Raw genomic sequence first — 24444 nt, forward strand, 5'->3', positions numbered from 1 at the left:
ACTATTCAAAGTAACAAAAATGATTTTAAATACGAGTTTAGAGTCGTGTTTATCTGATTGCTAAGCTCGCATTTTAACGGTGCTTTGGTATATACTACGGCCCAAGCTAAAAAGGTTTAGCTTGATTATTTACGTCATCGCCAATTGTAGTACTTAATTGATTTTAAAATAAATACAATTAAGTACTGTAATTGGTACTTTGATGGCAACTTACTTAAGAACACATTTAAGGAACATTTTAAGTGCAAGCAATTATTAAAAAATTTCAACTTGGTCAACATACAGTTACGCTAGAAACTGGTGCAATCGCTCGTCAAGCAGACGGCGCTGTACTTGCTAGCATTGGCGATACTTCAGTTTTAGTTACTGTTGTTGGCAAGCGTGAAGCACAACCAGGTCAAGACTTTTTCCCACTAACAGTTAACTACCAAGAGCGTATGTACGCTGCTGGTCGTATCCCAGGTGGTTTCTTAAAGCGCGAAGGTCGTCCTAACGATGGCGAAACACTTATTGCACGTCTAATTGACCGTCCAATTCGCCCACTTTTCCCAAGCGGTTTTGTAAACGAAGTACAAGTTATCGCGACAGTTGTATCTGTAAACCCTGAAATTCAACCTGATATGGTTGCGATGATTGGTACTTCAGCTGCACTTGCTATCTCTGGTATCCCGTTCAGTGGCCCAATTGGTGCATCTCGTGTTGGTTACATCAACGGCGAATACGTACTTAACCCTACACTTAAAGAGCTTGAAGAAAGCCAACTTGATTTAGTAGTAGCGGGTACTGATAAAGCGGTACTTATGGTTGAATCAGAAGCTAACGTACTTGCAGAAGACGTAATGCTTGGCGCTGTTGTATATGGCCATGAGCAATCTCAATCGATCATCACCGCAATCGAAGAATTTAAAGCGCAAGCAGGTAAGCCTACTTGGGATTGGACTGCACCAGCTAAAAACGTTGCACTAGAAGATAAAGTAGCAACTATTGCTGCTGAAAAAGTAGGCGCAGCTTACTTAATCACTGATAAAGTAGCGCGTAAAGAAGCTCTTGGTGAAGCTAAAGATGAAGTTGTTGCAGTATTAACAGCTGAACTTGCTGAAGGCGAGTCTTTAGACAAGCAAGAAATTGGCAAAATCTTCGGTTCACTTGAGAAGAAAATCGTTCGTGGCCGTATCGCTGCTGGCGAAAAACGTATCGATGGTCGTGAACCAGATATGATTCGTGCACTAGACGTAATGACTGGCGTATTACCGCGTACTCACGGTTCTGCTATCTTTACACGTGGTGAAACTCAAGCGTTAGTAACAGCGACACTTGGTACAGAACGTGATTCACAGTTAATCGACGATTTAACGGGTACTCATAAAAACCACTTTATGCTTAACTATAACTTCCCTCCATTCTGTGTAGGTGAAACTGGTTTTGTTGGTTCTCCTAAGCGTCGTGAAATCGGCCATGGTAACCTTGCTAAGCGTGGTATTGCTGCTGTAATGCCAACATTGACTGAATTCCCATATTCAATCCGTGTAGTATCTGAAATCACTGAATCAAACGGTTCATCTTCAATGGCTTCTGTGTGTGGTACTTCACTTGCACTTATGAATGCTGGCGTTCCAATTAAAGCGTCTGTTGCGGGTATCGCAATGGGTCTAGTTAAAGAAGACGAAAAATTCGTTGTTCTTTCTGACATCTTAGGTGATGAAGATCACTTAGGTGACATGGACTTTAAAGTTGCGGGTACTGCTGCGGGTATTACTGCACTTCAAATGGATATCAAAATCGAAGGTATCACTCAAGAAATCATGCAAATTGCGCTTAAACAAGCAAAAGCTGCACGTTTACATATCTTAGAAGTGATGGATGAAGCGATTTCTGCTCCTTCTGAAGAGCTATCAATGTTTGCTCCTCGTATCTACACAATGAAGATCCCACAGAAGAAAATCGCTGAAGTTATCGGTAAAGGTGGCGCAACTATTCGTCAGCTTACTGAAGAAACGGGCACAACGATTGAAATCGGTGATGACGGTACAATTAAAATTGCCGCTACAGATGGCGAAAGTGCAGCCAATGCAATTAGCCGTATTGAGCAATTAACAGCTGAGCTAGAAGTAGGTACTATCTACGAAGGTAAAGTTGTACGTATCGTAGATTTCGGTGCGTTTGTAAATATTCTTCCAGGTAAAGATGGTTTAGTACATATTTCTCAAATTAGTACTGAGCGCGTTAATAACGTGGCTGATCACCTTTCTGAGGGTCAAGAAGTTAAAGTTAAAGTACTAGAAGTAGATCGCCAAGGCCGTGTACGTCTAAGTATTAAAGAAGCAATGGAATCAGCAGCACCTGCAGCTGACGCGACAACTGACGCGTAATTGCTAACTTATCAATCTAGTTATATTAGCTAGATAGTAAAAAAGGGGCTGTTTAGCCCCTTTTTTTATGCTTTAATGAAACCTTATAAGATAAGGTCTGTCTTATATTTATCGCGATATATCTAGGTATTAAGGATTTTAATGATACTCAAACATTTAGCTTTGGCATCTTTTGCTATTTTGTCTTTAAGCGCTTGCCAAACGACTACAGAATCAGAACCAACCCCGATTGTTAATGTGCCCTTTACTGCACCTTTAGTTTCTGATTTTAGAAGCGAAATAGCTATTGCACGTTATTCTGAACTACTTAATCGAGCAGACTTAAGCCCTGAGCAACAGGCAAAGCTGTATTACGACCGTGGCGTATTATTTGACAGCTTAGGTATGACTACGCTTTCACGTATTGATTTTAACCGCGCAGTAAAGCTTAAGCCCGATCTTGCTGAGGTGTATAACTTTTTAGGTATTCAACATACGTTAATGCAACAATATGAAAAAGCTTATGAATTTTTCGACTCAGCATTAGAGCTTGATGAAGGGCATGAGTATGCTTATTTAAATCGTGGGATAGCGCTTTATTATGGCGATCGTGCAAGTATAGCTAAAAGTGACTTTATTGAATTTTTGGCGCGCTCTCCAAATGATCCTTATCGTGTGTTATGGCTTTATTTAGCGCAGGCTCAAGATAATAAAGAGCAAGCACTTGTAGAGCTTAAAGCGAATGCAAAAGCGCTGGATGAGTCACAATGGGCATATCAGTTAATTGCTCTTTTTGTCGGAGATATGAGTGAAAATACGTTCTTATCGGGTATAAGCGATGGTGTTAAATCAGAGCAAGAATACGCGCAGCGTTTATGCGAGGCTTATTTTTACTTAGCTAAATTACATCAAGCAGCGGGTAATAATTATCTAGCAGCTGATTACTTTAAATTAGCTCTTGCAACTAACGTGCATGAATTTATTGAATACAAATATGCGCGTTTAGAGCTTGAACTAATGACAGATGAAAACGCCGGTTAATATTTTAAAGTTAGTTGGCATATTACTCTGTAGTTTACTCATAACAGCATCGAGTAATAGATCTAATGAAATTGGCTTTTGGCAGGTTTTAAATGCAAAAGCCAATCCCATTGCAAGCTTTTGGTTATTTCCCCGTTATTTTTCGACGCATTTAAAACAACTCCCGCAGAGCACATTAGCTTTGCTAGCGCGGAACAAAATTCCTTTAGCACAATACGAATATTCATTAACTTTATTAGGCAGGGGGCAAAGCGAAACCGCTAAGCTATTTTGGCTGCCTAGTTTAGGCAGTTTAACTTCTCAACAGAACATAGAATTAGCTGAGCAGTTACTTGGGCAATCGCGTTGGGGTGATCTGAAATTATTAGTTAATAAGAATCGCCTTCCACGCAGTGATGTTTTAGGTCATTTAAACTTAGAAGTAGGTAAGTCTTATCGCGTTATACCTACGCTATTTTTACAAAGGCTTGGTTTTTTATCAGTCAATCCGAATGTTGAACCAGATCCTCAATGTAGATTTAACGTTTTAATGATGAGCGATCATCGCAGCGGTCTTTATAAACTAGCTGAATTGGTAAACATTTTTGATAAGCAACCAGAGCCCGCTAAGAATGTCTTTTGTTTTTCTAAGCCTATGTATGTTGCAGGGGCTATTGATTGTAATAATGAAGCCACTAAAATGGCGCAGTGCAACTGGCCTTCATCATTACTAAAAAAGCACCTTCCTGATAACTTCGATTTTATAATAATGATGCCAAAATACGGTAGCGCTAATGTTAGAAATGAAATAATGCATTTGAGCTCTCAAGCAAATTATACGGTGTTTTTGCATGAGCTAATGCATTTTAGTGGATTTGAAGACGAATATGTTTTACCACTATCGAAACAAGCATGGTTGTGTAAAAAAAGTGGATTGGTTGCGCCTAACTTATTTATTTCTCATGGTGAAATGCCTCCAAGAGGTTGGCATAAAAGCCAAAGTTGTCAATACTATGGTGTAGCTTATAAACCAAGTAAAAAATGGTCTATTATGCAGTATCAACAATTAGGACTCTCAGCGCAATACAGGACACTTTGGTTAAAACATCTAGATATGACCAATGGTCATATCTCTCGTTACTTTGATACGCTTACACCAGCAAACAAGGCTATATTGAATTAACAATTTTTAATATTAGTTTACGGTTTTTTTATGCTTTAAAAATTGTTGATTCTTACTTGAAAAACATCCATATAGACCCGCTTTTTATAGACAAAATAAGTGTTTTTCAGTATAACTATATCTATTAATGTCGTTAAAAAACAGGCAGTAAAAGCATCACTTAGTTCTAAATGGGTGACGTCCTGATAAATTTATGATTATAAAAGGCCCTATATTATGACTTTGCTCTGGATACCCTTGTTATCCTTAATTGGCAGTGTTATTTCTGCATGCACAGGTAAGCTCTCTCGCAATCAAAGCGCTAGCTTAACGGCTCTTGCGCCTTTAACTGCTTTGGGGATTACTCTATACCATGCACCTGCAGTTTTAGCGGGCGAAACTATTCGTTATTCTTTGGCTTGGATCCCTTCAATTGGGCTTGATTTATCGCTGCGATTAGACGGCCTCAGTTTATTGTTTATGTTTATGATTTTAGGCATAGGCTTGCTTGTTATTTTATACACTCGTTACTACCTCAGCGCTAATGACTCCATGGCCAAACTATACAGTTATTTAATGTTGTTTATGACCGCAATGCTTGGCATTGTGATGTCAAATAATGTTATTCAACTTTGGTTATTTTGGGAATTAACCAGTATTAGTTCATTCTTGTTGATTAGTTTTTGGTGGCATAAATCGGAAGCTCGCAAAGGCGCGCGCATGGCACTGGCTGTAACAGGTGCGGGCGGTTTAGCGTTACTTGCTGGGTTAATGTTACTCGGTGATATTGTTGGCAGTTACGACCTTGATGTTATTTTAGCAAGCAAGGCAATCATTCAATCGCATGAGTTATACGAGCTAGCATTGGTATTAGTGCTATTAGGTGCGTTTACCAAATCGGCACAATTTCCGTTTCATTTTTGGCTACCACATGCAATGGCTGCACCTACGCCAGTAAGTGCGTATTTACATTCTGCGACTATGGTAAAAGCCGGTATATTTTTATTGGCGCGTTTTTACCCTGCTCTAGCGGGTACCGAGACGTGGTTTATCCTAGTGGGATTAACGGGTTTAGCTACGTTATTATTTGGTGCTTATATTGCGCTCTTTAAACATGACTTAAAAGGGTTGTTGGCGTATTCAACAATAAGTCATTTAGGTTTAATAACGCTGTTGTTAGGTCTTGATACTGAGCTTGCGACCGTTGCAGCCATTTTTCACATAATAAACCACGCAACATTTAAAGCCTCACTCTTTATGGCAACGGGTATTATTGACCATGAAACAGGCACGCGTGATATGCGTAAGCTCAATGGGATGTGGCGATACTTACCTTACACAGCAACTCTCGCCATGGTTGCTGCAGCTGCAATGGCCGGTGTACCGCTGTTAAATGGCTTTTTATCTAAAGAAATGTTCTTTGCAGAAACCTTGCACCAGCAAGTACTCGGCTCTATGTCATGGTTGATCCCAGTGCTGGCAACGGTTGCAGGTGCATTAGCAGTTGCGTATTCAGCACGCTTTATTCATGATGTATTTTTTAATGGTGAACCGATTGATTTACCTCGTACACCACACGAACCACCGCGTTATATGCGTGTACCAATAGAAATATTAGTCGTGATTTGTTTATTGGTAGGCATGTTTCCACACTTCACTATTGACGGTATTTTATCGGCTGCGTCTTTAGCTGTACTTGGCAAAGAAATGCCTGTTTATGAATTGGCTATTTGGCATGGATTTAATTTACCACTGTTGATGAGTGCAATGGCTATTGTTGGTGGTTTGTTTATTTACATTAATCGTAAATACCTATACCAATTTCAAGCATCGTTACCCCCACTTAATGCTAAGAAAACATATGAGCGGGTGATCTTAACCGTCATTGCTTGGTGTCAGTCAAAAATAAATAGCACAGAAAATGGCTCATTGCAGCGCTACCTTGTAATTATGTTAGTTGTCGTATTATTGTGTGCAGGTTGGCCATTATTTGAAATGCAGCAATTGGCCGGTAGTATGCCGCGTACTCCTGTTGATGTGCACAATGCGATTGGTGCAGGCTTGTTGATTATTGGTGCCCTCGCTACAGTTCTTTGGCACCGTTCTCGAATGGTATCGTTGTTAATGCTATCCATTGTGGGGCTAATGGTGTCGGTTTTATTTACACGTTTTTCGGCACCTGATTTAGCGCTTACCCAACTAACAGTTGAGGTTGTGACTATTATTTTGCTTATGCTGGCGTTGTTTTTCTTACCGCAGTATACGCCCAAAGAATCGAGTTCATTACGAATTCTACGAGACCTAGCAATAGCCTCTACACTGGGGGTCGTTATTGCGAGCATTTGTTATGCGCTACTTACTCGTCCATTAGATTCAATCTCCGACTTCTTTATCGCTAATGCAAAAATAGGTGGTGGGGGTACCAACGTGGTTAACGTTATTTTGGTCGATTTTAGGGGCTTTGATACACTTGGTGAAATTACGGTATTGGGTATCGCTGCTTTAGGTATATTTAAAGTACTCTCTAGAATTCCATTATTTATGCCAGCCAGTGACGGCGAAGGTCGCCCATGGGCACGAGAGCGTCATCCAATATTACTGGCAAGTATTTCACAAAGCTTACTACCACTTGCGTTATTAGTCTCAGCGTATATTTTCTTACGCGGTCATAACTTACCAGGTGGTGGATTTATTGCTGGGTTAGTAACGTCTATCGCGTTTATTTTGCAATACATGGCGCATGGTACTTCATGGATAAATGAACGCTTTGATGTTAATTACCGTAAAATTATAGCTTCAGGTATTGGTATTGCACTATTTACCGGTGTAGGTAGCTGGTTCTTCGATAAGCCATTTTTAACAACGTGGTTTGATTACTTTGATATTCCATTTATCGGTAAAACAGAGCTTGCCAGTGCAATTGTGTTTGATTTAGGTGTATACCTCACTGTTGTTGGCGCTACGCTAATGATTTTAGCAAGCTTAGGTAATATGACAGCAGATACCCAGAAAAAAGAGGTAAATATTTAATGGAATTATTGTACGCATCTTGCGTTGGAGTATTAGTCAGTTGCGGTATATTTTTACTGCTAAGAGCTCGTACGTTCCCTGTTGTACTTGGGCTTACTATGATTTCATATGCTGTGAACTTGTTTTTGTTTTCAGCAGGGCGTCTTGCTATTAATAAAGCGGTAGTACTTGGTACAGGCGCAGAATATGCCGATCCGTTACCACAAGCATTAGTGCTTACTGCTATTGTAATTGGTTTTGCAATGACTGCATTTGTGGTTATTTTGGCAATACGTGGACGCGCCGATTTAGGTAGCGACCATGTTGATGGTTATGTGCCTAATGCATCTACTGACAGTAAGGAGCAAAAATGATTCAACATTTAGCTTCTTTGCCTATTTTACTCCCCATGCTAACGGCGGTTATTTTACTGCTTCCACCATGTGGTAAAAGCGTTAAAATCCGTCGTATTGTCTCAATTGTAATGGCTATTATTACTTTTGTTGTGAGTGCGCTGCTATTAATGCATGTTCATAACACGGGTATTAATGTTTACGCGATTGGCAATTGGTCTGCACCATTTGGCATTGTGTTAGTAGCCGATATGCTATCTACTTTGTTGGTCGCGCTAACTTCCTTTTTAGGGCTGGGCGCTATTTTATATGGCAGTGCTGGCGATGACGAAAAAGGTAGCTTTTTTCATCCGCTTGTCCACTTTCTAGTCTTAGGTGTGAATGGTGCATTTTTAACGGGTGATTTGTTTAATTTATTTGTATTTTTTGAAGTACTGCTTATTGCTTCATATGCATTACTTATGCATGCGGGAGATAAACAAAATACACGTGCTGCGCTGCAGTATGTAATATTAAACTTAGTTGGTTCAAGCGTATTTTTAATTGGTTTAGGAATTTTGTATGGCGTATTAGGTACACTCAATATTGCAGATATGGCTCATAAAGTTTCGCTTCTTACTGGTGATGATGTATACCTAGCAAAAGCCGGTGGTTTATTACTACTGGTTGTATTTGCCTTAAAGGGGGCGCTGTTACCGCTGCATTTATGGCTTCCAAATACATACGCAAGTGCTAAGCCCGTAGTTGCTGCTCTATTTGCTATTATGACCAAAGTAGGTGTTTACGCTATGTTACGTGTATACACGGTTGTATTTGGCGAACAAGCTGGTGCACTTGAGCATGTTGCGCAACCTTGGCTTTGGGGTTTAGCAATTGCAACTATTATAGTGGGTGCAATTGGTGTTATAGCATCGCAAGACTTACGAAAATTAACTGCTAACCTAGTATTGGTGTCGGTAGGAACACTCGTTGCACTCGTTGCACTGCAAAATGTAAATGCCACCGCTGCGCTTCTGTATTATTTAGTGCATTCAACACTTGTATGTGCAGCGCTATTTTTACTTGCTGATTTAATTGCCACACAACGAGGTAAAGTAGCCGATAGGCTTGTAGCAGGGCGTTCAGTTAAACAGCCTTTTTTATTAGGTGTATGCTTTATTATTGCTGCGTTAACCGTCGTTGGTATGCCACCTTTATCGGGATTTGTGGGTAAAATTTGGATACTTAAAGCAACATTAAACAGTGAACAAGCCCTTTTGTTTTGGCCTGTATATCTAGTAACTAGCTTTGCACTATTAATAGCACTTTCTCGAGCAGGCACTAGCTTATTTTGGGAGTGTAAAGATAAACGCAGTGAAAGTGCTGAATATAAGAATGCTCGTTCGCTGCAAGTAATCGTAATTATAGGTTTATTAGCATGCTCTCCATTAATGGTTATTTTTGGCGGACCAATTAGCGAATACATGATGGCTGCTGCGACTCAGTTACATGACATAAATTGCGGTATTAATGCAGTACTTAAAGGAGGCATGTGATGAGATTGCAAGCTCGTTTTCGCTGGCTACCAACGCCATTTCGTAGTTTGTTTTTATTTATAGTGTGGCTGCTGTTAAATAATAGCGTGTCGGCTGGGCACTTGGTATTAGCAACGTTTTTTGCAATATCTATACCTTTACTCAGTTTCTCATTTCGAGATCCGCAACCACTTATTTTAAAACCAGGCTTAGCGTTTAAACAATTACTTATTGTGCTTTACGATATTATTGTTGCAAACTTACAGGTGTCCTTACTTATACTAGGGCCATCTAGAAAGTTACGTCCAGCTTTTATAAAAGTACCTATAGATTTAACCCATGACATGCCAATTACTATATTGGCAAGCTGTGTGTCGTTAACGCCAGGTACGGTGAGCGCTGAGGTTTACCCTATTAATGAAGCGCTAGCTGAAGGTGATGAGACAACACAGCGCTTTTTACTGATACATGTACTTGATTTAAAAGACGAAGAAGCACTTATAAAGCAAATAAAACAGCGCTACGAAGCTCCATTAAAGGAGATATTTAAATGTTAGATATCGTATTACTCATTGTTTTTTCAATGATTGGATTGTCGTTACTACTTAATTTATGGCGACTTATTATAGGCCCATCAGTACCCGATCGTGTTTTAGCGCTCGATACTATGTATATTAACGTTATTGCTTTAATTATTTTGTATAGCATCAGCATGGGAACCGGACTTTACTTTGAAGCAGCCTTGCTAATAGCTATGCTTGGCTTTATTAGTACGGTAGCAGTATGTAAGTATTTACTACGTGGCGATATAATCGAATAAGGTGAAAAGATGATTAGTGAATGGGTTGTATCAATTTTATTATTGTTTGGCGGAGCTTTTATTTTAATTGGCTCTATCGGGTTAATTAAATTGCCAGACTTTTTTATGCGTTTACATGGCCCAACAAAAGCAACAACGTTAGGGATGGCGAGTATCTTAATTGCCGCTATGGTATTTTTTGCTAATACAAAAACTGGCCTTAGTGTTAAAGAAATACTCATTACGATTTTTTTATTAATCACAGCGCCAATTAGCGGCTATATGTTAATTAAGTCTGCAATACATCATAAACTTAAGGCTAAAGAGGGCACCAAAGGCCTCGATAATATTGAAGATAGCTAACTCCTATCACTGCTTGTTTTTAAACCCGAATAACGTTAATTTATTCGGGTTTTTGCTATTTTCTCCCATTTACAACAGTATTAAATCATGTGAGTATTAAGGCCTTAAAAGCACAAAAGGATATTATTATGGGTAAGGTACTACTTCTTTCATTATTTATTTTTTCAAGCAGCTTATATGCAGCACAAACACCAAAACAGCAAAAAATAGATGAACTGATTAATGTAATGAACATGGATTCTATGGTTGACTCTATGTATGCTCAAGTAGAAGGCATGATGAAAGGTATGTCTGATCAGATGGGTGTTAAACCGTCTGAGCAAGCTATTTTTGATAAATACTATGGCGATATGACCGATGTATTAAAAACAGAAATGAGCTGGGCTAAAATGCAGCCAACAATGGTTAATGTTTACGATAAGCATTTTAATGAAGAAGAAATTAGCGACATGCTCGCATTTTACAAAACTAAAACTGGGCAAGCTATTCTTGCTAAAATGCCAGTGGTAATGCAAGAGTCTATGCAAATGTCACAAAATTTAGTGCAAGGTGCTATGCCTAAAATTCAAGCTTTAGCACAGCAACTAGGCGAAGAACTTCAACAAAGTCGTAACCAATCAAACTAACTTTTAAGCGCCCTAGGCGCTTTTTATTTCAGCTCCCAGATTATGTTTATGCCATTATTTATCTAGTTTAAAAATAGCTATTGACCTGTGTGTTACACCTAGGTTTATTATGACGCTATTGGACAACGACGGAGCTAGATTATGTATGTTAAACAACTCGCCAAATTAATGAACGTGACTGCAGACACTGTACGTCATTACACACGTGAAGGGTTATTGAATCCTGTTCGCAGTGCAGAAAATGGTTATCAAGAATATACAAAGCAAGACCAGCAACGTTTAAAGTTTATTATTAGCGCCCGCCAACTTGGTTTTTCACTCAGAGATATTCAGCAAATTGTAGATGAGTCAGAGCAGGGGAATTGTCCATGCCCATTAACACGTAAACTCATAGCTAAGCGCTTAGAAGAAACCGAAGTACTGTTTCAAGAAACACTAAAACTACGAAACAGAATGCATGCAGCTATAACGCAATGGGAGACATCAGTCGATGGTGCAAATGCCAGTGACGTGTGTAGTTTAATAGAATCGTTTGTTGATCCAATAAACGATTCCGTAAATAAGGAGCAACGTAATGACGACTAATACAAAAGACACCGCGCAAAACTTTATTATTGAAGGCGCTAATTGCGGCAGTTGTGTGGCTAAAATTGAAAAAGCCCTCAATAGCGTTCAAGGTGCACAAAATGTAGAAATGAACTTTGCACAGCGTACTGTACGTGTAGAAGGTGAAGCCTGCGAAAGCACGCTAATTAAAGCAGTCGAAAACATTGGTTATTCAGCTAAGCCAATGAGTAATGAGTCTGATCAAGATGCACTTGATGAAAAAGCAAAATCGGACGAGGCACATTACAAGAAGCTAATGCGTAATATGATATTAGCGTTAGGAGTAGGTGCGCCGTTAATGATATACGGGCTTATTTTTGACATGAGTGTGACCACCGACACACAACGAATAGCATGGTTTTTCGTTGGTATAATTACACTTGTGGTTATGGCTATATCAGGTAAGCAATTTTACAACGGCGCATGGCAGGCATTTAAAAACCATGCTGCCAATATGGATACATTAATAGCGCTTGGTACAGGTACTGCGTGGTTGTATTCAATGTTTGTAGTAATAGCACCAAACTTATTACCACAAGTTGCAAGACACGTATATTTTGAAGCATCATCGATGATCATCGGTTTAATTAGTTTAGGGCTCGCTTTTGAAGTAAAAGCACGTGGGCGCACCTCACAAGCAATTAAACGCTTAATTGGCCTACAACCAAAAACTGCACGCGTAATTCGCGATGGGCAAGAGCAAGACATCGACATTAGTGATGTTGTAAAAAATGATGAAGTACGCGTACGCCCGGGTGAAAAAATCCCTGTGGATGGCGATGTTATAGAAGGCAGCAGTACGGTTGATGAGTCAATGCTTACTGGTGAGCCAATGGGTGCCCGCAAAAAATCGGGCGACAAAGTCGTTGCCGGAAGTATTAATAAAAGTGGTACTTTATTATTTAAAGCCACGCACATTGGTAGCGAAACCACACTTGCCAATATTATCAATATGGTAAAGCGTGCACAAAACTCTAAGCCATCAATAGGGCGTTTGGCTGATGTCATATCAGGAATATTTGTACCAACAGTCATGATTATTGCGGTACTTGCGGGGCTTGCATGGTTAAACTTTGGGCCTGAGCCATCAATTGCTTATGCCGTTGTTGCGGTAACTACGGTACTTATTATTGCTTGTCCTTGTGCGCTAGGACTCGCAACTCCTATGTCGGTTATGGTAGGTATTGGTAAAGCCGCTGAGTCAGGAATATTAATTCGAAATGGCGAGTCGCTGCAAACAACATCTAAAATCACCACCATGATTTTAGATAAAACAGGTACTATTACTCAAGGCACTCCACAAGTTACCGATGTAGTTACATTTAACAACCGTGATGAAAATACAGTAATGCAACTGGCCGCAAGCCTTGAAAGTAGCTCAGAGCATCCACTGGCCCAAGCAATTACGGCACACGCTAAAAAGCAGGGCTTAACTTTAAGTAAAGTAGCCGACTTTGATGCAATTACAGGTAAAGGTGTAACCGGTAGTGTTGACGGGCAAGCATTGTTGTTTGGTAATAAAGCGCTAATGGATAAATACAATGTAGCCGTTGATGATGCAACCGAGCAAGCTCAAACCTTTGCCAGTGATGCTAAAACGCCCATGTATTTTGCAAGTAATAATAAGCTTCAAGCTATTATTGTAGTAGCTGATCCTATTAAAGAGGATTCAGTTGAAGCTATTAAACGCCTACAAAATAAAGGTATCCACCTTGTTATGCTAACAGGTGACAACAAAGCCACTGCACAAGCAGTTGCTAAGCAAGTCGGTATTGATGACTTTATTGCAGAAGTAATGCCCGATGACAAAGTAAACGAAGTTACAAAACGCCAAGCACATGGTGAAATAGTCGGTATGACCGGTGACGGTATTAACGACGCCCCCGCACTTGCGCAAGCAGATGTAGGGTTTGCAATTGGTACAGGGACCGATGTTGCAATAGAAAGTGCAGACATTACTTTAATGCGCGGATCGCTGCATGGCCTTGCTGATGCAATTGCAGTGAGTAATGCAACTATTTTAAATATTAAACAAAACCTATTTGGTGCCTTTATTTATAACGTAGCAGGTATTCCGATTGCAGCTGGCGTGTTGTATCCATTTTTTGGCATACTACTTAACCCTGTTGTTGCCGGCGCAGCTATGGCACTTTCATCGCTTACCGTGGTAAGTAACGCTAATCGCTTACGTTTTTTCAAACCAAATAAATCGTAATTTAAGCTAAGGAGTACAATTATGTTGATGATTAATATAGCTGGTGCACTGTTAATAGCCGCAATTATTTATTGGTTTTTACTTAGTCCACTAGGTTACAAACCTCGCGCCGCGATTAAATCGCCCCTAGATTGAACAAATTTCAATCCACAAAGGTCAACACGCCCTAGAGCAAACACAAAGTGATGGCAACAAAGTAACGATAGTCGTTGATAACGGTGTTTATAAGCCAGGCCATATTCAATTGGCAGCTAACAAAGAGGTTGTACTTACCTTTGATAGAAAAGACAGCGCGCCATGCGCCGAGACAGTAGTATTTCCACAGTTTGATATAAGTAAAACACTGGCAATGGGTAATGGCAATACGGTTAAACTACCTGCGCTTGAAGCCGGTGAGTATGACTTTCATTGCCAAATGCAAATGTACAAAGGCAAGTTAATAGTACAGTAGAAAAATAGTTGTTGAGCTAAACAAGTGGCTGGGTCGTATTAGTACTTATTAAGAAAATTGGAGCTTTTGTATATTGTGAATAATTTAAACCCTAAAAAATTACTAAATAGTAAATGGACGGCAACTCCTGCCATCAATAAAGAAAAGCACTTTATTATAGTCGCTGTAGAGTACGATGAAGATGCCAACGTAATAGAGTGTATTACTGAGTCAGTATTTTCTAAAAACCAATATCCAATTAGCTGGCGAGATCTAAAAGATACTCAAAAGTGGTGCCAAGGCTGGAAGTAATTTAAATCGTTTTAGTAAATCTCGCCGATAAATACAGAACTAAATTTAAGTAACCTGAACTCTGGATAATAAATCTATCTCAAGCAGCTATTTTCAGCGCTAACTGCATTGAATTTACTTGCAATAGGCCAGCTATTGACGCTTAAATTCGCCTTGTTTTTACTGAAAATCTCCGGCTAGAGAAAAATAAATTTAAATATCACTATGATTCAATACGTTAATAAATCTCTTAACCAGAGTTCAGGTTAAGTATAAAAACGTAAGAATTATTATCGCGGTTAGCAAAAAACCAGCATATGCTGGTTTTTAAGGTTAAGTAACGAATAAGTAATTATTTATACCAAACTGCATAAATATTTGATCAATTTAACGAATCAAATTGCACTATAACGTCGTTAAAAATTTTTTATTTAGAACACTAGATACAAAAATTTTTGCCTAGTTCTAGCGTAATTTTCTTAACGTTAAATAGACCTCATATATAAGCAGATTGGTATTAAGCATCTGCTAATTTTACGCGGATTTTGCTTTTATCAACACTGGTTTGGTTAAGTGCATTAATCGCAGCCTTAACTTCAATATCGTTTGGCATTTCTACAAAGGCAAAGCCTTTAGATTGGCCTGTTTCTTTATCAAGTACTAAGTTACAAGTAGTCACTTTACCGTGCTCTGCAAACAAAATACGAAGCTCATGCTCTGTTGTAGCGCGAGACAAGTTACGAACTAATAGTTTCATAATGAACCTAAATAATTATATCAGTATTAATTATCTCAACTTAGGTGGGTTTAACCTAATTTTATTTGATAAACAGTTAAAAAAACTTACCACATACAAAAATGCCGTTAGTTTAATTTATTAACTAACGGCATTTAATGACTCTAAAAGTAATTTAATACTTAGGTTTATTTATTTTACTTCTTTACCCGCAGCTTGTTGATCTGCATGGTAGCTTGAGCGTACAAACGGACCCGAAGCCGCGTGAGTAAAGCCAATTTCGTCTGCATATGCTTTTAAGCCATCAAACTCTACTGGTGGCACGTAGCGTTTAACTGGTAAGTGATGCTTAGAAGGTTGCAGATATTGACCTACAGTTAGCATGTCAACGTTGTGCGCACGTAAATCGCGAAGTACTTCTTCAATCTCGCTAATTTCTTCACCTAAACCAACCATTAAGCCTGATTTAGTTTTAACTTCTGGGTGAGCTTCTTTAAAGCGACGAAGTAATTCCAACGACCATTTATAATCGGCACCTGGGCGAGCCAGTTTGTATAAACGTGGCGCAGTCTCAAGATTGTGGTTAAACACATCTGGTGGTGTTTCGATTAAAATCTCTAGTGCGCGGTCCATACGGCCACGAAAGTCAGGCACTAAAATTTCAATAGTAATTGTTGGGTTGTGCTTGCGGATTTCGCGAATACAATCGGCAAAATGTTGTGCACCACCATCGCGTAAATCATCACGGTCAACTGAGGTGATCACGACGTAGTTTAGCTTCATATCTTTAATTGTAAGTGCTAGTTTTTCAGGCTCAGCGGCATCAGGTTTTAATGGACGACCGTGGGCAACATCACAAAATGGGCAACGACGAGTACATATTGCGCCTAAGATCATAAAGGTGGCTGTACCGTGGTTAAAACATTCAGAGAGGTTAGGGCACGAAGCCTCTTCACATACTGAGTGCAAGCCATGCTTACGTAGTGCTTGTTTTATACCGTCAATACGCTCGGTTGATTTAGGTAAGCGAATTTTTAACCATTCTGGCTTACGCAACATTTCGGTTTTTTCTGTAGGTAAAACTTTAACTGGGATCAACGCCATTTTTGCTGCGTCGCGTAGTTTTACACCTGGTTCCATTTTGACTGGTTTATTCATTCGTTTTCAAACCCTTCAGTATGCTTAACCTGTGTTGCATTAAGCTTATTGATCATGTGTTTTACCAATCCTTCACCCGCACTTTCTAGGTTTTGAGGACCATCTAATTCTTTAGTTTGCACCATATTCATGCCCGCATAACCACATGGATTAATACGTAAAAATGGACTTAGGTCCATGTTAACATTTAATGCTAAACCATGAAACGAGCAGCCACGACGAACTCTAAGTCCAAGTGATGCGATTTTACTGTCGTTAACGTAAACACCCGGTGCGTCAGCTTTAGCGTACGCTTTAATATCGTACTCGGCGAGTGATTCAATAATGCACTCTTCAAGCCACGTAACCAGTTCACGTACGCCAATTTTTAAACGACGAAGATTAAATAACACATACATCATTTGCTGGCCGGGGCCGTGGTACGTTACTTGTCCGCCACGATCCACTTTAATAACCTCAATGTCGCCTGGGGCAAGTAAGTGCTCGTCTTTACCGGCTTGACCTTGAGTGAATACACTCTCGTGCTCTACAAGCCAAATTTCATCTGGTGTATTTTCATCTCGGGTGTCGGTAAAGTCCTGCATTTTTTGCCAAATAGGCATATAACGCTGACGACCCAGTTGGCGTACGATTAAGGTGTTTTCGTTCACAATAAATCTCAACTATGGCTTAAAGCATGTGGCGTACGTCATCAATATTGCTGATCACGTTATAAATTTCTTCAATGTGTTTGCCACTTGTAACCGTTGCTACAAGGCTTACTGATTCGTAATTGCCTTTGCTGCTTGGTTTTACTTTAGGTGCGTAGTCGCCAGGTGCAATAGGTTGTAACTTAGCTAAAATTTGATCAGTTAGGTTTACGTTAGCTAAACCCATAATTCTGAATGTAAATGGGCAAGGGTACTCTAAGTACTCATCAAATTTTGTATCTTTAACAGGTTGAACCACGACGGTGACTCCTCAAACAAATAAAGTATTGGCTCTGAGCATAATGCTAGGCGCTAAACTGACAGGGTGATGACAATCCGAGTTAATGTAATAATCAATCGACATAAGTATTTGAACAATTTAACAAACTAAATCATCCCATAACGACGTTAAAGTTTTCATTTAGAACAATTAGATATAAAAACTTTTGCCTTGTTATAGTGCGATTTTTTATCGTTAAATAAACCTCATATTTAGACAGATTGATATTATTTTGAGATACCCAAAATAAAAACTCAACATGATTGCTTTATATGGGGCGCATTCTAGCATTTTTCAAGCAAAAAAAAACGCCTCATAATGGAGGCGTTTCGTTTAACTTCACAATCGCTGTGAGTTTATTTTTACACTTACATTATTTGTAAACGTAGGTAGTCATAAATTTTACTAAAGAAGCTGCCTTCTTCCACTTCTTCAAGCGTTACTAGTGGGTATTGAGCGATATCTTCCCCTTCTAATTGCAAGAATAAAGTCCCTACTTTAGTACCTTTCGCTAAAGGCGCTTCAAGTGTATTGTCTAGCTCAAAATTGGCTTTAAGGTTTTTATGCTGACCACGTGGAATAGTGATTGGTGTATCTTCTAAAATACCTAACGATACGTTTTCTTTATTACCCATCCAAATACGTTGCTCTGCAAAGCTGTCGCCTGCCTTGTACGGTGTAATTGTTTCAAAAAAGCGAAAACCGTAATTAAGTAATTTTTTATTTTCTATTTTGCGCGCACGTTCGCTTGAAGTACCCATAACAACGGCAATCAAACGCATACCGTTTTTAGTAGCCGATGTTACTAAACTATAGCCCGCTTCAGATGTGTGGCCTGTTTTAATGCCGTCTACATCTAAACTTTCATCCCATAACAGCGAGTTACGGTTATATTGCTTAATGCCATTGTAGGTATATGACTTTTGTTTATAAAGAGCGTATTCGTCTGGCACATCACGAATAAGTGCCGCGCTTAACGTTGCCATATCACGTGGTGTTGTATAGTGCTCATTAGTATCTAGGCCGTGGCTGTTGATGAAATGGCTGTTGCTCATGCCTAATTTAGCCGCATGTGCATTCATTAAGTCAGAAAATGCGCTTTCGCTACCTGCAATATGCTCAGCCATTGCAACACACGCATCGTTACCTGATTGAATAATTATTCCGTGGTTAAGCTCATCTACACTAATCTGTTTGCCTACTTCAATAAACATTTTAGACGATTCAGGAAAGTTTTTAGCCCACGCTTTTTCGCTCACAGTAACCATGTCTGTAGGGGCGATATTACCGGCTTTAATTTCAGTACCAATTACATAACTGGTCATCATTTTAGTTAAACTAGCAGGAGCGAGTTGTGTATCAGCTTCACCTTCAGCTATTACTTTACCCGTTGTAAAGTCCACTAAAAAATAGCCTTTTGCATTAACTTGAGGTGGTGCCGGAATAATTTGGGCGCTGGCTGAAAATACGGCGGCAGAACAAACTAAGCCGCATACACCTTTGAGGATTTTATATTTAATAGATTTCATCATACTCATTAATGGTTAAAGTTAAAAATTCGCGTTACGCCATTCTAAAGGCCTTACTGAGTGTAAAGCAAGAACGCGTTTTGAAATTGATCTTGTTTTAATTTTTCTAAGACTTGGTGTGCATGTTGAGCGTCTTTAATTGGACCTAAATGCAGTCTATAAATAGCGTCTTTTTTTACAATATTAGTTGGCAACTTGTATTGAAGGCGCAAGGTACTTGCCAGTGCTTCAATATTTTCCAGTGTACTTCCCGCAGCAACCTGAATATAAGTTTCATTCGTTTTAGCTGAGCTGCCTAGCGTAACTGCTTCGAGCTTAACCTTTGCTGTACCATGAGTATAGTAACCAAGCTTATAAGCGGCAGCGTACGAGAGGTCGATTATCCTGTCATCATGAAAGGGGCCACGGTCATTAACACGCACAATGACGGATTTGCCGTTACTCATGTTAGTCACACGCAAAAAACTAGGTAACGGCAGTGTTTTATGTGCAGCCGTCATAGCAAACATATCATAAACTTCACCGTTTGAAGTATGATATCCATGAAATTTACGGCCGTACCACGAAGCAATGCCTTCTTCAGAGTAGCCTGATTCATCAAGCATTGGCGTATAGCGCTTACCAAGTACTGTATATGGGCGACTCGTGCTTGCACTTTTAGTAACGTCGGTAATTACAGCATCTTGCATTTCAAGCACCGTTGGCGCTCTAAGTGGGGCTGTATCATGGCGCATATGGTAGCGGCTACCTGAATTACTACAGGCGCTTAAAAATATAATTAACAGTGTACTTAGTAACAGCTGTATATAAAGTCGCATTATTTTAAAAGCATCCTTTTGTCTGTGGCAATGGACATTATTATGCCAAAACCAGCCATTAGCGTGACCATTGATGTGCCACCGTAGCTAATTAATGGTAAAGGAACGCCAACAACCGGTAAAAGGCCTGATACCATGCCAATATTTACAAACACATAAACAAAAAAAGTGAGAGTAAGCGCGCCGGCTAGTAATTTTCCAAATGCATCTTGTGCGTTAACGGCAATATATAAACCACGGCCAATAATAAATAAATAGAGGCTAAGTAAAATACATACTCCGAACAGCCCAAACTCTTCACTTAGCACCGAAAATATAAAGTCGGTATGGCGCTCAGGCAAAAACTCTAGTTGAGATTGTGTACCTTGTAACCAGCCTTTACCTTCAACGCCACCAGAGCCTATCGCTATTTTTGACTGAATAATATGATAACCCGACCCTAGGGGATCGCTTTCAGGATCTAAAAATGTCAGCACGCGCTGCTTTTGATAATCATGCATCCCATAATGCCAAAAAGGCCACGCGGCAAGTGTTACCATTGAACTTAAAAAGCCAATTAATCGCCAACTCAAACCCGATAAAAACAATACAAATATACCAGAACTTGCAATGAGGATGGCAGTGCCTAAATCAGGTTGCTCTTTAATTAGCAGCGTAGGAAGCATAACAATCATAAAACCAATAATTAAATGCATTGGACGAGGGGGAAGGTGATTACGGCCTATATACCACGCAACCATCATAGGCACTGCTAGTTTCATTAGCTCCGCAGGCTGAAATCGAGTAACCCCTAAATCGAGCCAACGTTGCGCACCTTTTGAGCTTACACCAAATAAAAGTACTGCGACCAACATTAATAAACCAACAAAATAAAGTGGGATCACTAAGCGTTTTAGCGCAGCTGGCGATAACTGGGCTAAAACAATCATCGCAACAACAGCACCGCCCATACGCGTCATGTGCCTAATCATCATTGACGACTCTTGACCACTAGCGCTGTAAACAACCATTATGCTTCCTATCATCATCACAATCAGTGCAATAAATAGCGGCAAATCAAGGTGCATACGCATCCAAATAGAGCGTTCATCATGCAACCTAGTCATGGTGTGGTATTCCTAGCAATATTAATGGGGTTAGCTGCAAAGTAATAATCCATAAGTTGTCGAGCGATTTGGATCCCGCCATGGTTATTCTCCAATACCACAGAAACGACTATTTTAGGATCGTCAAACGGTGCAAAACCAATGTAAATGGTGTTATCTCGTTGTCGTTCTTTTAGTGATTTTGCGTCGTAACGCTCACCCTGTGCAATGCTAACTATTTGCGCAGTCCCTGTTTTTCCTGCAGAGTCGTAGCGAGTCCCTTTAAAAGCTTTATGTGCTGTGCCGGATACTTTTTTAACTGTATTGTGCATTGCATCTAAAGACACCTGCCAATGGTGTGGATTTTTCAAAATAATAGGCGGTTTTTCTTCATTATTAATTTGCGTTACATCACCGTCTTTTCTGACCACTTGTACTAAATGAGGCGGGTGATTAATGCCGCGATTAACTAATATATTAGTCGCGTTCGCAATTTGAATTGGGGTCGCCGTCCAATAACCTTGACCAATACCAACCGAAATAGTATCGCCGCGCCACCACGATTCTTTAAAGCGGCCTTCTTTCCATTCTTTTGAAGGTAATATAGCGGTCGTTTCTTCATGAATATCAATACCTGATAAATCACCGTAGCCAAAACGGGTCATAAAGTCACTTATTTTAGTGATCCCTAACCGATAGGCTGCATCGTAAAAGTAAGTATCGCAAGACTCTTCAATTGCTTTATATACATCAACGTGCCCATGACCCCAGCGTTTCCAGTCACGCCATTTATGATCCACATTAGGAATTTGAAAAAAACCAGGATCCCACATCGATGTTGTTTCATTCACTATATTTTCTTCAAGCGCTAATACTGCCATTAAAGGTTTTACCGTAGAGGCGGGAGCATAACGACCTTGTGTAGTACGGTTTATTAATGGACGGTCTTGATTAAGTAACGCTTTGTAATTTTTGCTGCTAATGCCATGCACAAATAAATTAGGGTCGTAACTTGGGTTTGAATAAAGTGCGAGCACGCCGCCATCTTTAGCGTCCATCACCACCACAGCACCACGCATATCTTTGAGCGCGTGTTGCGCTATTTGTTGTAAGCCAACATCAAGGGTAAGCACTAAGTCGCTACCTGGTTGTGGGGGGGTTATACTTAGCGTGCGGATAATTCGTCCACGATTGTTAACTTCTACGCGTTGCGAGCCAACGTTACCATGGAGTGTTTCTTCGTAGTATTTCTCTATTCCGAGTTTACCAATATCGTGAGTGGCACGGTAATTTGTATCGCGGCCTTCTTGCTCTAATTGATTGAGCTCTTTTTTATTGAGTTTAGCTACATAGCCTAAAGCATGGGTGAGGGTATCGCCAAATGAATAATAACGGGCCAGTCGTGCTTCAATACTAAACCCTGGGAATTTATGTTGATTAACCGAAAATTTAGCGACTTCAGTTTCATCTAAATGGGCTTTAAGAACCTGTGATTTAAAACGGCGCGTATGTTTTATATCGTCTAAAAAGTCTTCTTTTTCTTGCTCAGTAAGCGCGATTAATTTACTTATTTGCACAAGTGCTTTGGCTAAGTCATCCACCTCTTCAGGTATCACTTCAAGGTTATAAACAGGCTTGTTTTCAGCAAGGAGAACACCATTACGATCGTAAATTAAACCACGGTTGGGGGGGATAGGTATAACTTTAATACGATTATCGTTAGAGCGGGTTTGATAGCCATCGTGATCTTTTACTTGAATTGTATATAAATTAGAAAGCAGTACAGCCATTAACCCTAATACAAAAACAAAACCCACGAATGCACGCCTAGCAAATAAGTTTGCTTCTGCGGAGTGGTCACGAATAGTGGGTCTTTGTTTTAGCATGGCAAGAGGTTACTCGCGATGATAAGGATGGTTGTTATTTAAGCTCCAGCCTCTGTAAAGGCTCTCTGCAACAATAATGCGCACTAACGGGTGCGGTAATGTTAAATTAGATAACGACCATTTTTGCTCTGAAGCTGCAATGCACTCTGGAGCAAGTCCTTCAGGTCCGCCAATAAGTAAACTTACATCGCGGCCGTCGAGTTGCCATTTTTCCATGTTTTTAGCAAGCTGGTGAGTATCTAGCGCTTTCCCTGTGACTTCTAACGTAACAATACGATTGCCTTTTGGAATAGCCGCTAATGTTTTTTCACCTTCAATGTGTAAAATACGTTTTATATCCGCATTCTTGCCACGTTTTCCGGCTGGAATTTCAATTAACTCAAGGGCCATATCTTTAGGGAAACGGCGCTGATATTCTGCAAATCCCGTTTCTACCCATGCTGGCATTTTTGTACCAACAGCAATCATTTGTATTTTCACGTATTACTTCCAAGCATTGTCTAAAATGAGTAAGGGTCTAGCCCCACAGTTTTTCTAGATCGTAATAGATACGTGCTTCACTTTGCATTACGTGAACAACCACGTCACCTAAATCAACCAGTGCCCATTCGCCATCACTTTCGCCTTCATAACCTAGAGGTTCTGAATCTGCGTGACGTGCTTCTTTTGCTAAATGATCGGCAATTGATTGTACGTGGCGCTTCGATGTGCCTGAACAAATAACCATATAGTCAGTGATGTCAGATGTCTTTGTTACGTCAATATGAATAATGTCACGCGCTTTCATATCGTCAATTTTATCCATAGCAAAAGCGAGTAATTGTTTTGAATCCAAGGTTTTGTCTCAATTTAAAAATTTAATGGCGCGCATTTTAACACGGTAGGCGTTTTTAAGCATCAATTTGATAGAGCTGATGCATTTGTATGTAATGACTCACTGCAGCGGGTAATAGTTCATTCTTTTTATTACTTTTTTTAAGCTGTTCTCGAATAATACTCGAGGCTGCATTATGGGTTTCACCGGATAAAAAATAAAGTTTCCCAGCGAGAGTTTGTTCAAGTGCCGTTACTTCGTCTACCTTTGCATGTTGCAAGTAACTTTTAAGTTCACCATTGACACTGCAATCTTGAGCAGGGCGCTGATAAACGACGATATGGCATAGCTGCGTTATTGTTTGCCACTCAAACCATTTGTCGAGGTTGTTAAACGAGTCCATACCAATCAAAAATAAAATAGGCGTAGCTGGGTGTTCTTTACGCAATTCTTGCAAGCTAAGTAACGAATAGGATGGACCGACTCTGTTAAGCTCTCTTAAATCGAGATCAAAATACGGATAAGGTTCAATCGCCGCGTTTAGCATATTTATACGGTGCTGTGTACTAATACCCGGTGCTGCTTTATGGGCAGGTAATGCACAAGGCATAAAATAGAGTGTATTTAAATTAAATGTTTTAACGCATTGCTGCGCCATATTTAAATGCCCTAAATGGACAGGGTCGAATGTGCCACCAAAAATTGCAATCATT

The 24444-nt window shown here is 39.8% G+C and carries 24 protein-coding genes and 1 pseudogene; 14 read left to right on the forward strand and 11 right to left on the reverse strand.

What is annotated here, in order from left to right; all coding sequences use genetic code 11:
- Nucleotides 1–242 precede the first annotated feature (242 nt).
- The 14 genes and pseudogenes from pnp to H5119_RS03910 all read left to right on the forward strand — a co-directional run bounded on the left by pnp (nucleotide 243) and on the right by H5119_RS03910 (nucleotide 14757).
- Nucleotides 243–2369, forward strand: a complete 2127-nt coding sequence (gene pnp, locus H5119_RS03845; protein WP_182701283.1) for a polyribonucleotide nucleotidyltransferase — start codon at nucleotides 243–245, stop codon at nucleotides 2367–2369.
- A gap of 141 nt (nucleotides 2370–2510) precedes the next feature.
- Nucleotides 2511–3389, forward strand: coding sequence for a lipoprotein NlpI (nlpI, locus tag H5119_RS03850; protein WP_182701284.1), 879 nt, complete (start codon nucleotides 2511–2513; stop codon nucleotides 3387–3389).
- Nucleotides 3373–4551: a hypothetical protein gene (locus H5119_RS03855; RefSeq protein ID WP_182701285.1), complete on the forward strand. Its 1179-nt coding sequence runs from the start codon at nucleotides 3373–3375 to the stop codon at nucleotides 4549–4551. The genes nlpI and H5119_RS03855 overlap by 17 nt, the downstream gene beginning before the upstream one ends.
- A 216-nt stretch (nucleotides 4552–4767) precedes the next feature.
- Entirely contained in the window at nucleotides 4768–7560 is a 2793-nt protein-coding gene (locus H5119_RS03860; protein ID WP_077538466.1) for a monovalent cation/H+ antiporter subunit A, read from the forward strand.
- A complete protein-coding gene (locus H5119_RS03865) occupies nucleotides 7560–7913 on the forward strand; it encodes a Na+/H+ antiporter subunit C (protein ID WP_182701286.1) in 354 nt (117 codons plus the stop codon). Before H5119_RS03860 ends, H5119_RS03865 begins: the two co-directional genes overlap by 1 nt.
- A complete protein-coding gene (locus H5119_RS03870; RefSeq protein ID WP_182701287.1) occupies nucleotides 7910–9427 on the forward strand; it encodes a monovalent cation/H+ antiporter subunit D in 1518 nt (505 codons plus the stop codon). The genes H5119_RS03865 and H5119_RS03870 overlap by 4 nt, the downstream gene beginning before the upstream one ends.
- Nucleotides 9427–9963, forward strand: a complete 537-nt coding sequence (locus tag H5119_RS03875) for a Na+/H+ antiporter subunit E (protein WP_077538460.1) — start codon at nucleotides 9427–9429, stop codon at nucleotides 9961–9963. The genes H5119_RS03870 and H5119_RS03875 overlap by 1 nt, the downstream gene beginning before the upstream one ends.
- Entirely contained in the window at nucleotides 9957–10226 is a 270-nt protein-coding gene (locus tag H5119_RS03880; protein WP_077538458.1) for a K+/H+ antiporter subunit F, read from the forward strand. Before H5119_RS03875 ends, H5119_RS03880 begins: the two co-directional genes overlap by 7 nt.
- A gap of 9 nt (nucleotides 10227–10235) precedes the next feature.
- Nucleotides 10236–10568 (forward strand): Na+/H+ antiporter subunit G, encoded by a 333-nt coding sequence (locus H5119_RS03885; protein ID WP_077538456.1) that lies wholly within the window; start codon nucleotides 10236–10238, stop codon nucleotides 10566–10568.
- Between the two features lie 128 nt (nucleotides 10569–10696).
- Nucleotides 10697–11194, forward strand: coding sequence for a DUF2059 domain-containing protein (locus H5119_RS03890; protein ID WP_182701288.1), 498 nt, complete (start codon nucleotides 10697–10699; stop codon nucleotides 11192–11194).
- Between the two features lie 141 nt (nucleotides 11195–11335).
- Nucleotides 11336–11779, forward strand: a complete 444-nt coding sequence (locus tag H5119_RS03895) for a MerR family transcriptional regulator (RefSeq protein WP_182701289.1) — start codon at nucleotides 11336–11338, stop codon at nucleotides 11777–11779.
- The gene (locus H5119_RS03900) at nucleotides 11769–14015 is read left to right on the forward strand and encodes a heavy metal translocating P-type ATPase (protein WP_182701290.1); all 2247 of its coding nucleotides are present in this window, start codon (nucleotides 11769–11771) and stop codon (nucleotides 14013–14015) included. The genes H5119_RS03895 and H5119_RS03900 overlap by 11 nt, the downstream gene beginning before the upstream one ends.
- 21 nt (nucleotides 14016–14036) lie before the next feature.
- Nucleotides 14037–14466 (forward strand): annotated as a pseudogene (locus H5119_RS03905) (cupredoxin domain-containing protein).
- Nucleotides 14467–14541: 75 nt separating this feature from the next.
- Nucleotides 14542–14757 (forward strand): TIGR02450 family Trp-rich protein, encoded by a 216-nt coding sequence (locus tag H5119_RS03910; protein ID WP_077538448.1) that lies wholly within the window; start codon nucleotides 14542–14544, stop codon nucleotides 14755–14757.
- Nucleotides 14758–15253: 496 nt separating this feature from the next.
- Here H5119_RS03910 and H5119_RS03915 read toward each other — a convergent pair whose 3' ends face one another.
- From H5119_RS03915 to nadD, 11 genes are all read right to left on the reverse strand, one after another.
- Nucleotides 15254–15493, reverse strand: a complete 240-nt coding sequence (locus H5119_RS03915; protein ID WP_077538446.1) for an RNA recognition motif containing protein — start codon at nucleotides 15491–15493, stop codon at nucleotides 15254–15256.
- A gap of 171 nt (nucleotides 15494–15664) precedes the next feature.
- Nucleotides 15665–16630 (reverse strand): lipoyl synthase, encoded by a 966-nt coding sequence (lipA, locus tag H5119_RS03920; RefSeq protein ID WP_077538444.1) that lies wholly within the window; start codon nucleotides 16628–16630, stop codon nucleotides 15665–15667.
- A complete protein-coding gene (gene lipB, locus H5119_RS03925; protein WP_077538442.1) occupies nucleotides 16627–17280 on the reverse strand; it encodes a lipoyl(octanoyl) transferase LipB in 654 nt (217 codons plus the stop codon). The genes lipA and lipB overlap by 4 nt, the downstream gene beginning before the upstream one ends.
- Nucleotides 17281–17299: 19 nt before the next feature.
- Nucleotides 17300–17578 carry a DUF493 family protein YbeD gene (gene ybeD / locus H5119_RS03930; protein ID WP_002958517.1) on the reverse strand — a complete coding sequence of 93 codons (279 nt, stop codon included), beginning with the start codon at nucleotides 17576–17578 and terminating at the stop codon, nucleotides 17300–17302.
- 389 nt (nucleotides 17579–17967) lie between these two features.
- Nucleotides 17968–19128, reverse strand: a complete 1161-nt coding sequence (locus H5119_RS03935) for a serine hydrolase (RefSeq protein ID WP_077539074.1) — start codon at nucleotides 19126–19128, stop codon at nucleotides 17968–17970.
- Nucleotides 19129–19181: 53 nt separating this feature from the next.
- The gene (locus tag H5119_RS03940; RefSeq protein ID WP_182701291.1) at nucleotides 19182–19946 is read right to left on the reverse strand and encodes a septal ring lytic transglycosylase RlpA family protein; all 765 of its coding nucleotides are present in this window, start codon (nucleotides 19944–19946) and stop codon (nucleotides 19182–19184) included.
- Complete coding sequence (rodA, locus tag H5119_RS03945; RefSeq protein WP_077538438.1) at nucleotides 19946–21052, reverse strand: rod shape-determining protein RodA; 1107 nt, start codon at nucleotides 21050–21052, stop codon at nucleotides 19946–19948. Before rodA ends, H5119_RS03940 begins: the two co-directional genes overlap by 1 nt.
- A complete protein-coding gene (gene mrdA, locus H5119_RS03950; protein WP_182701292.1) occupies nucleotides 21049–22917 on the reverse strand; it encodes a penicillin-binding protein 2 in 1869 nt (622 codons plus the stop codon). The genes rodA and mrdA overlap by 4 nt, the downstream gene beginning before the upstream one ends.
- Before the next feature lie 9 nt (nucleotides 22918–22926).
- Nucleotides 22927–23397 (reverse strand): 23S rRNA (pseudouridine(1915)-N(3))-methyltransferase RlmH, encoded by a 471-nt coding sequence (rlmH, locus tag H5119_RS03955; RefSeq protein WP_002958522.1) that lies wholly within the window; start codon nucleotides 23395–23397, stop codon nucleotides 22927–22929.
- A 37-nt stretch (nucleotides 23398–23434) separates the two neighbouring features.
- Complete coding sequence (gene rsfS / locus H5119_RS03960) at nucleotides 23435–23752, reverse strand: ribosome silencing factor (RefSeq protein WP_024610964.1); 318 nt, start codon at nucleotides 23750–23752, stop codon at nucleotides 23435–23437.
- Between the two features lie 55 nt (nucleotides 23753–23807).
- Nucleotides 23808–24443: a nicotinate-nucleotide adenylyltransferase gene (nadD, locus tag H5119_RS03965; RefSeq protein ID WP_182701293.1), complete on the reverse strand. Its 636-nt coding sequence runs from the start codon at nucleotides 24441–24443 to the stop codon at nucleotides 23808–23810.
- Nucleotide 24444 lies beyond the last annotated feature (1 nt).

The sequence above is a fragment of the Pseudoalteromonas sp. SG45-5 genome (assembly GCF_014164085.1).
GTDB lineage: Bacteria > Pseudomonadota > Gammaproteobacteria > Enterobacterales > Alteromonadaceae > Pseudoalteromonas > Pseudoalteromonas aliena.

Excerpts from the sequence above, each read along its gene's own strand:
- nlpI (WP_182701284.1), top strand. The coding sequence starts at position 2,511 with ATGATACTCAAACATTTAGCTTTGGCATCTTTTGCTATTTTGTCTTTA.
- H5119_RS03855 (WP_182701285.1), top strand. The coding sequence starts at position 3,373 with ATGAAAACGCCGGTTAATATTTTAAAGTTAGTTGGCATATTACTCTGT.
- H5119_RS03860 (WP_077538466.1), top strand. The coding sequence starts at position 4,768 with ATGACTTTGCTCTGGATACCCTTGTTATCCTTAATTGGCAGTGTTATT.
- H5119_RS03865 (WP_182701286.1), top strand. The coding sequence starts at position 7,560 with ATGGAATTATTGTACGCATCTTGCGTTGGAGTATTAGTCAGTTGCGGT.
- H5119_RS03870 (WP_182701287.1), top strand. The coding sequence starts at position 7,910 with ATGATTCAACATTTAGCTTCTTTGCCTATTTTACTCCCCATGCTAACG.
- H5119_RS03875 (WP_077538460.1), top strand. The coding sequence starts at position 9,427 with ATGAGATTGCAAGCTCGTTTTCGCTGGCTACCAACGCCATTTCGTAGT.
- H5119_RS03880 (WP_077538458.1), top strand. The coding sequence starts at position 9,957 with ATGTTAGATATCGTATTACTCATTGTTTTTTCAATGATTGGATTGTCG.
- H5119_RS03885 (WP_077538456.1), top strand. The coding sequence starts at position 10,236 with ATGATTAGTGAATGGGTTGTATCAATTTTATTATTGTTTGGCGGAGCT.
- H5119_RS03890 (WP_182701288.1), top strand. The coding sequence starts at position 10,697 with ATGGGTAAGGTACTACTTCTTTCATTATTTATTTTTTCAAGCAGCTTA.
- H5119_RS03895 (WP_182701289.1), top strand. The coding sequence starts at position 11,336 with ATGTATGTTAAACAACTCGCCAAATTAATGAACGTGACTGCAGACACT.
- H5119_RS03900 (WP_182701290.1), top strand. The coding sequence starts at position 11,769 with ATGACGACTAATACAAAAGACACCGCGCAAAACTTTATTATTGAAGGC.
- H5119_RS03915 (WP_077538446.1), bottom strand. The coding sequence starts at position 15,493 with ATGAAACTATTAGTTCGTAACTTGTCTCGCGCTACAACAGAGCATGAG.
- lipA (WP_077538444.1), bottom strand. The coding sequence starts at position 16,630 with ATGAATAAACCAGTCAAAATGGAACCAGGTGTAAAACTACGCGACGCA.
- H5119_RS03935 (WP_077539074.1), bottom strand. The coding sequence starts at position 19,128 with ATGAAATCTATTAAATATAAAATCCTCAAAGGTGTATGCGGCTTAGTT.
- H5119_RS03940 (WP_182701291.1), bottom strand. The coding sequence starts at position 19,946 with ATGCGACTTTATATACAGCTGTTACTAAGTACACTGTTAATTATATTT.
- rodA (WP_077538438.1), bottom strand. The coding sequence starts at position 21,052 with ATGACTAGGTTGCATGATGAACGCTCTATTTGGATGCGTATGCACCTT.
- mrdA (WP_182701292.1), bottom strand. The coding sequence starts at position 22,917 with ATGCTAAAACAAAGACCCACTATTCGTGACCACTCCGCAGAAGCAAAC.
- nadD (WP_182701293.1), bottom strand. The coding sequence starts at position 24,443 with ATGATTGCAATTTTTGGTGGCACATTCGACCCTGTCCATTTAGGGCAT.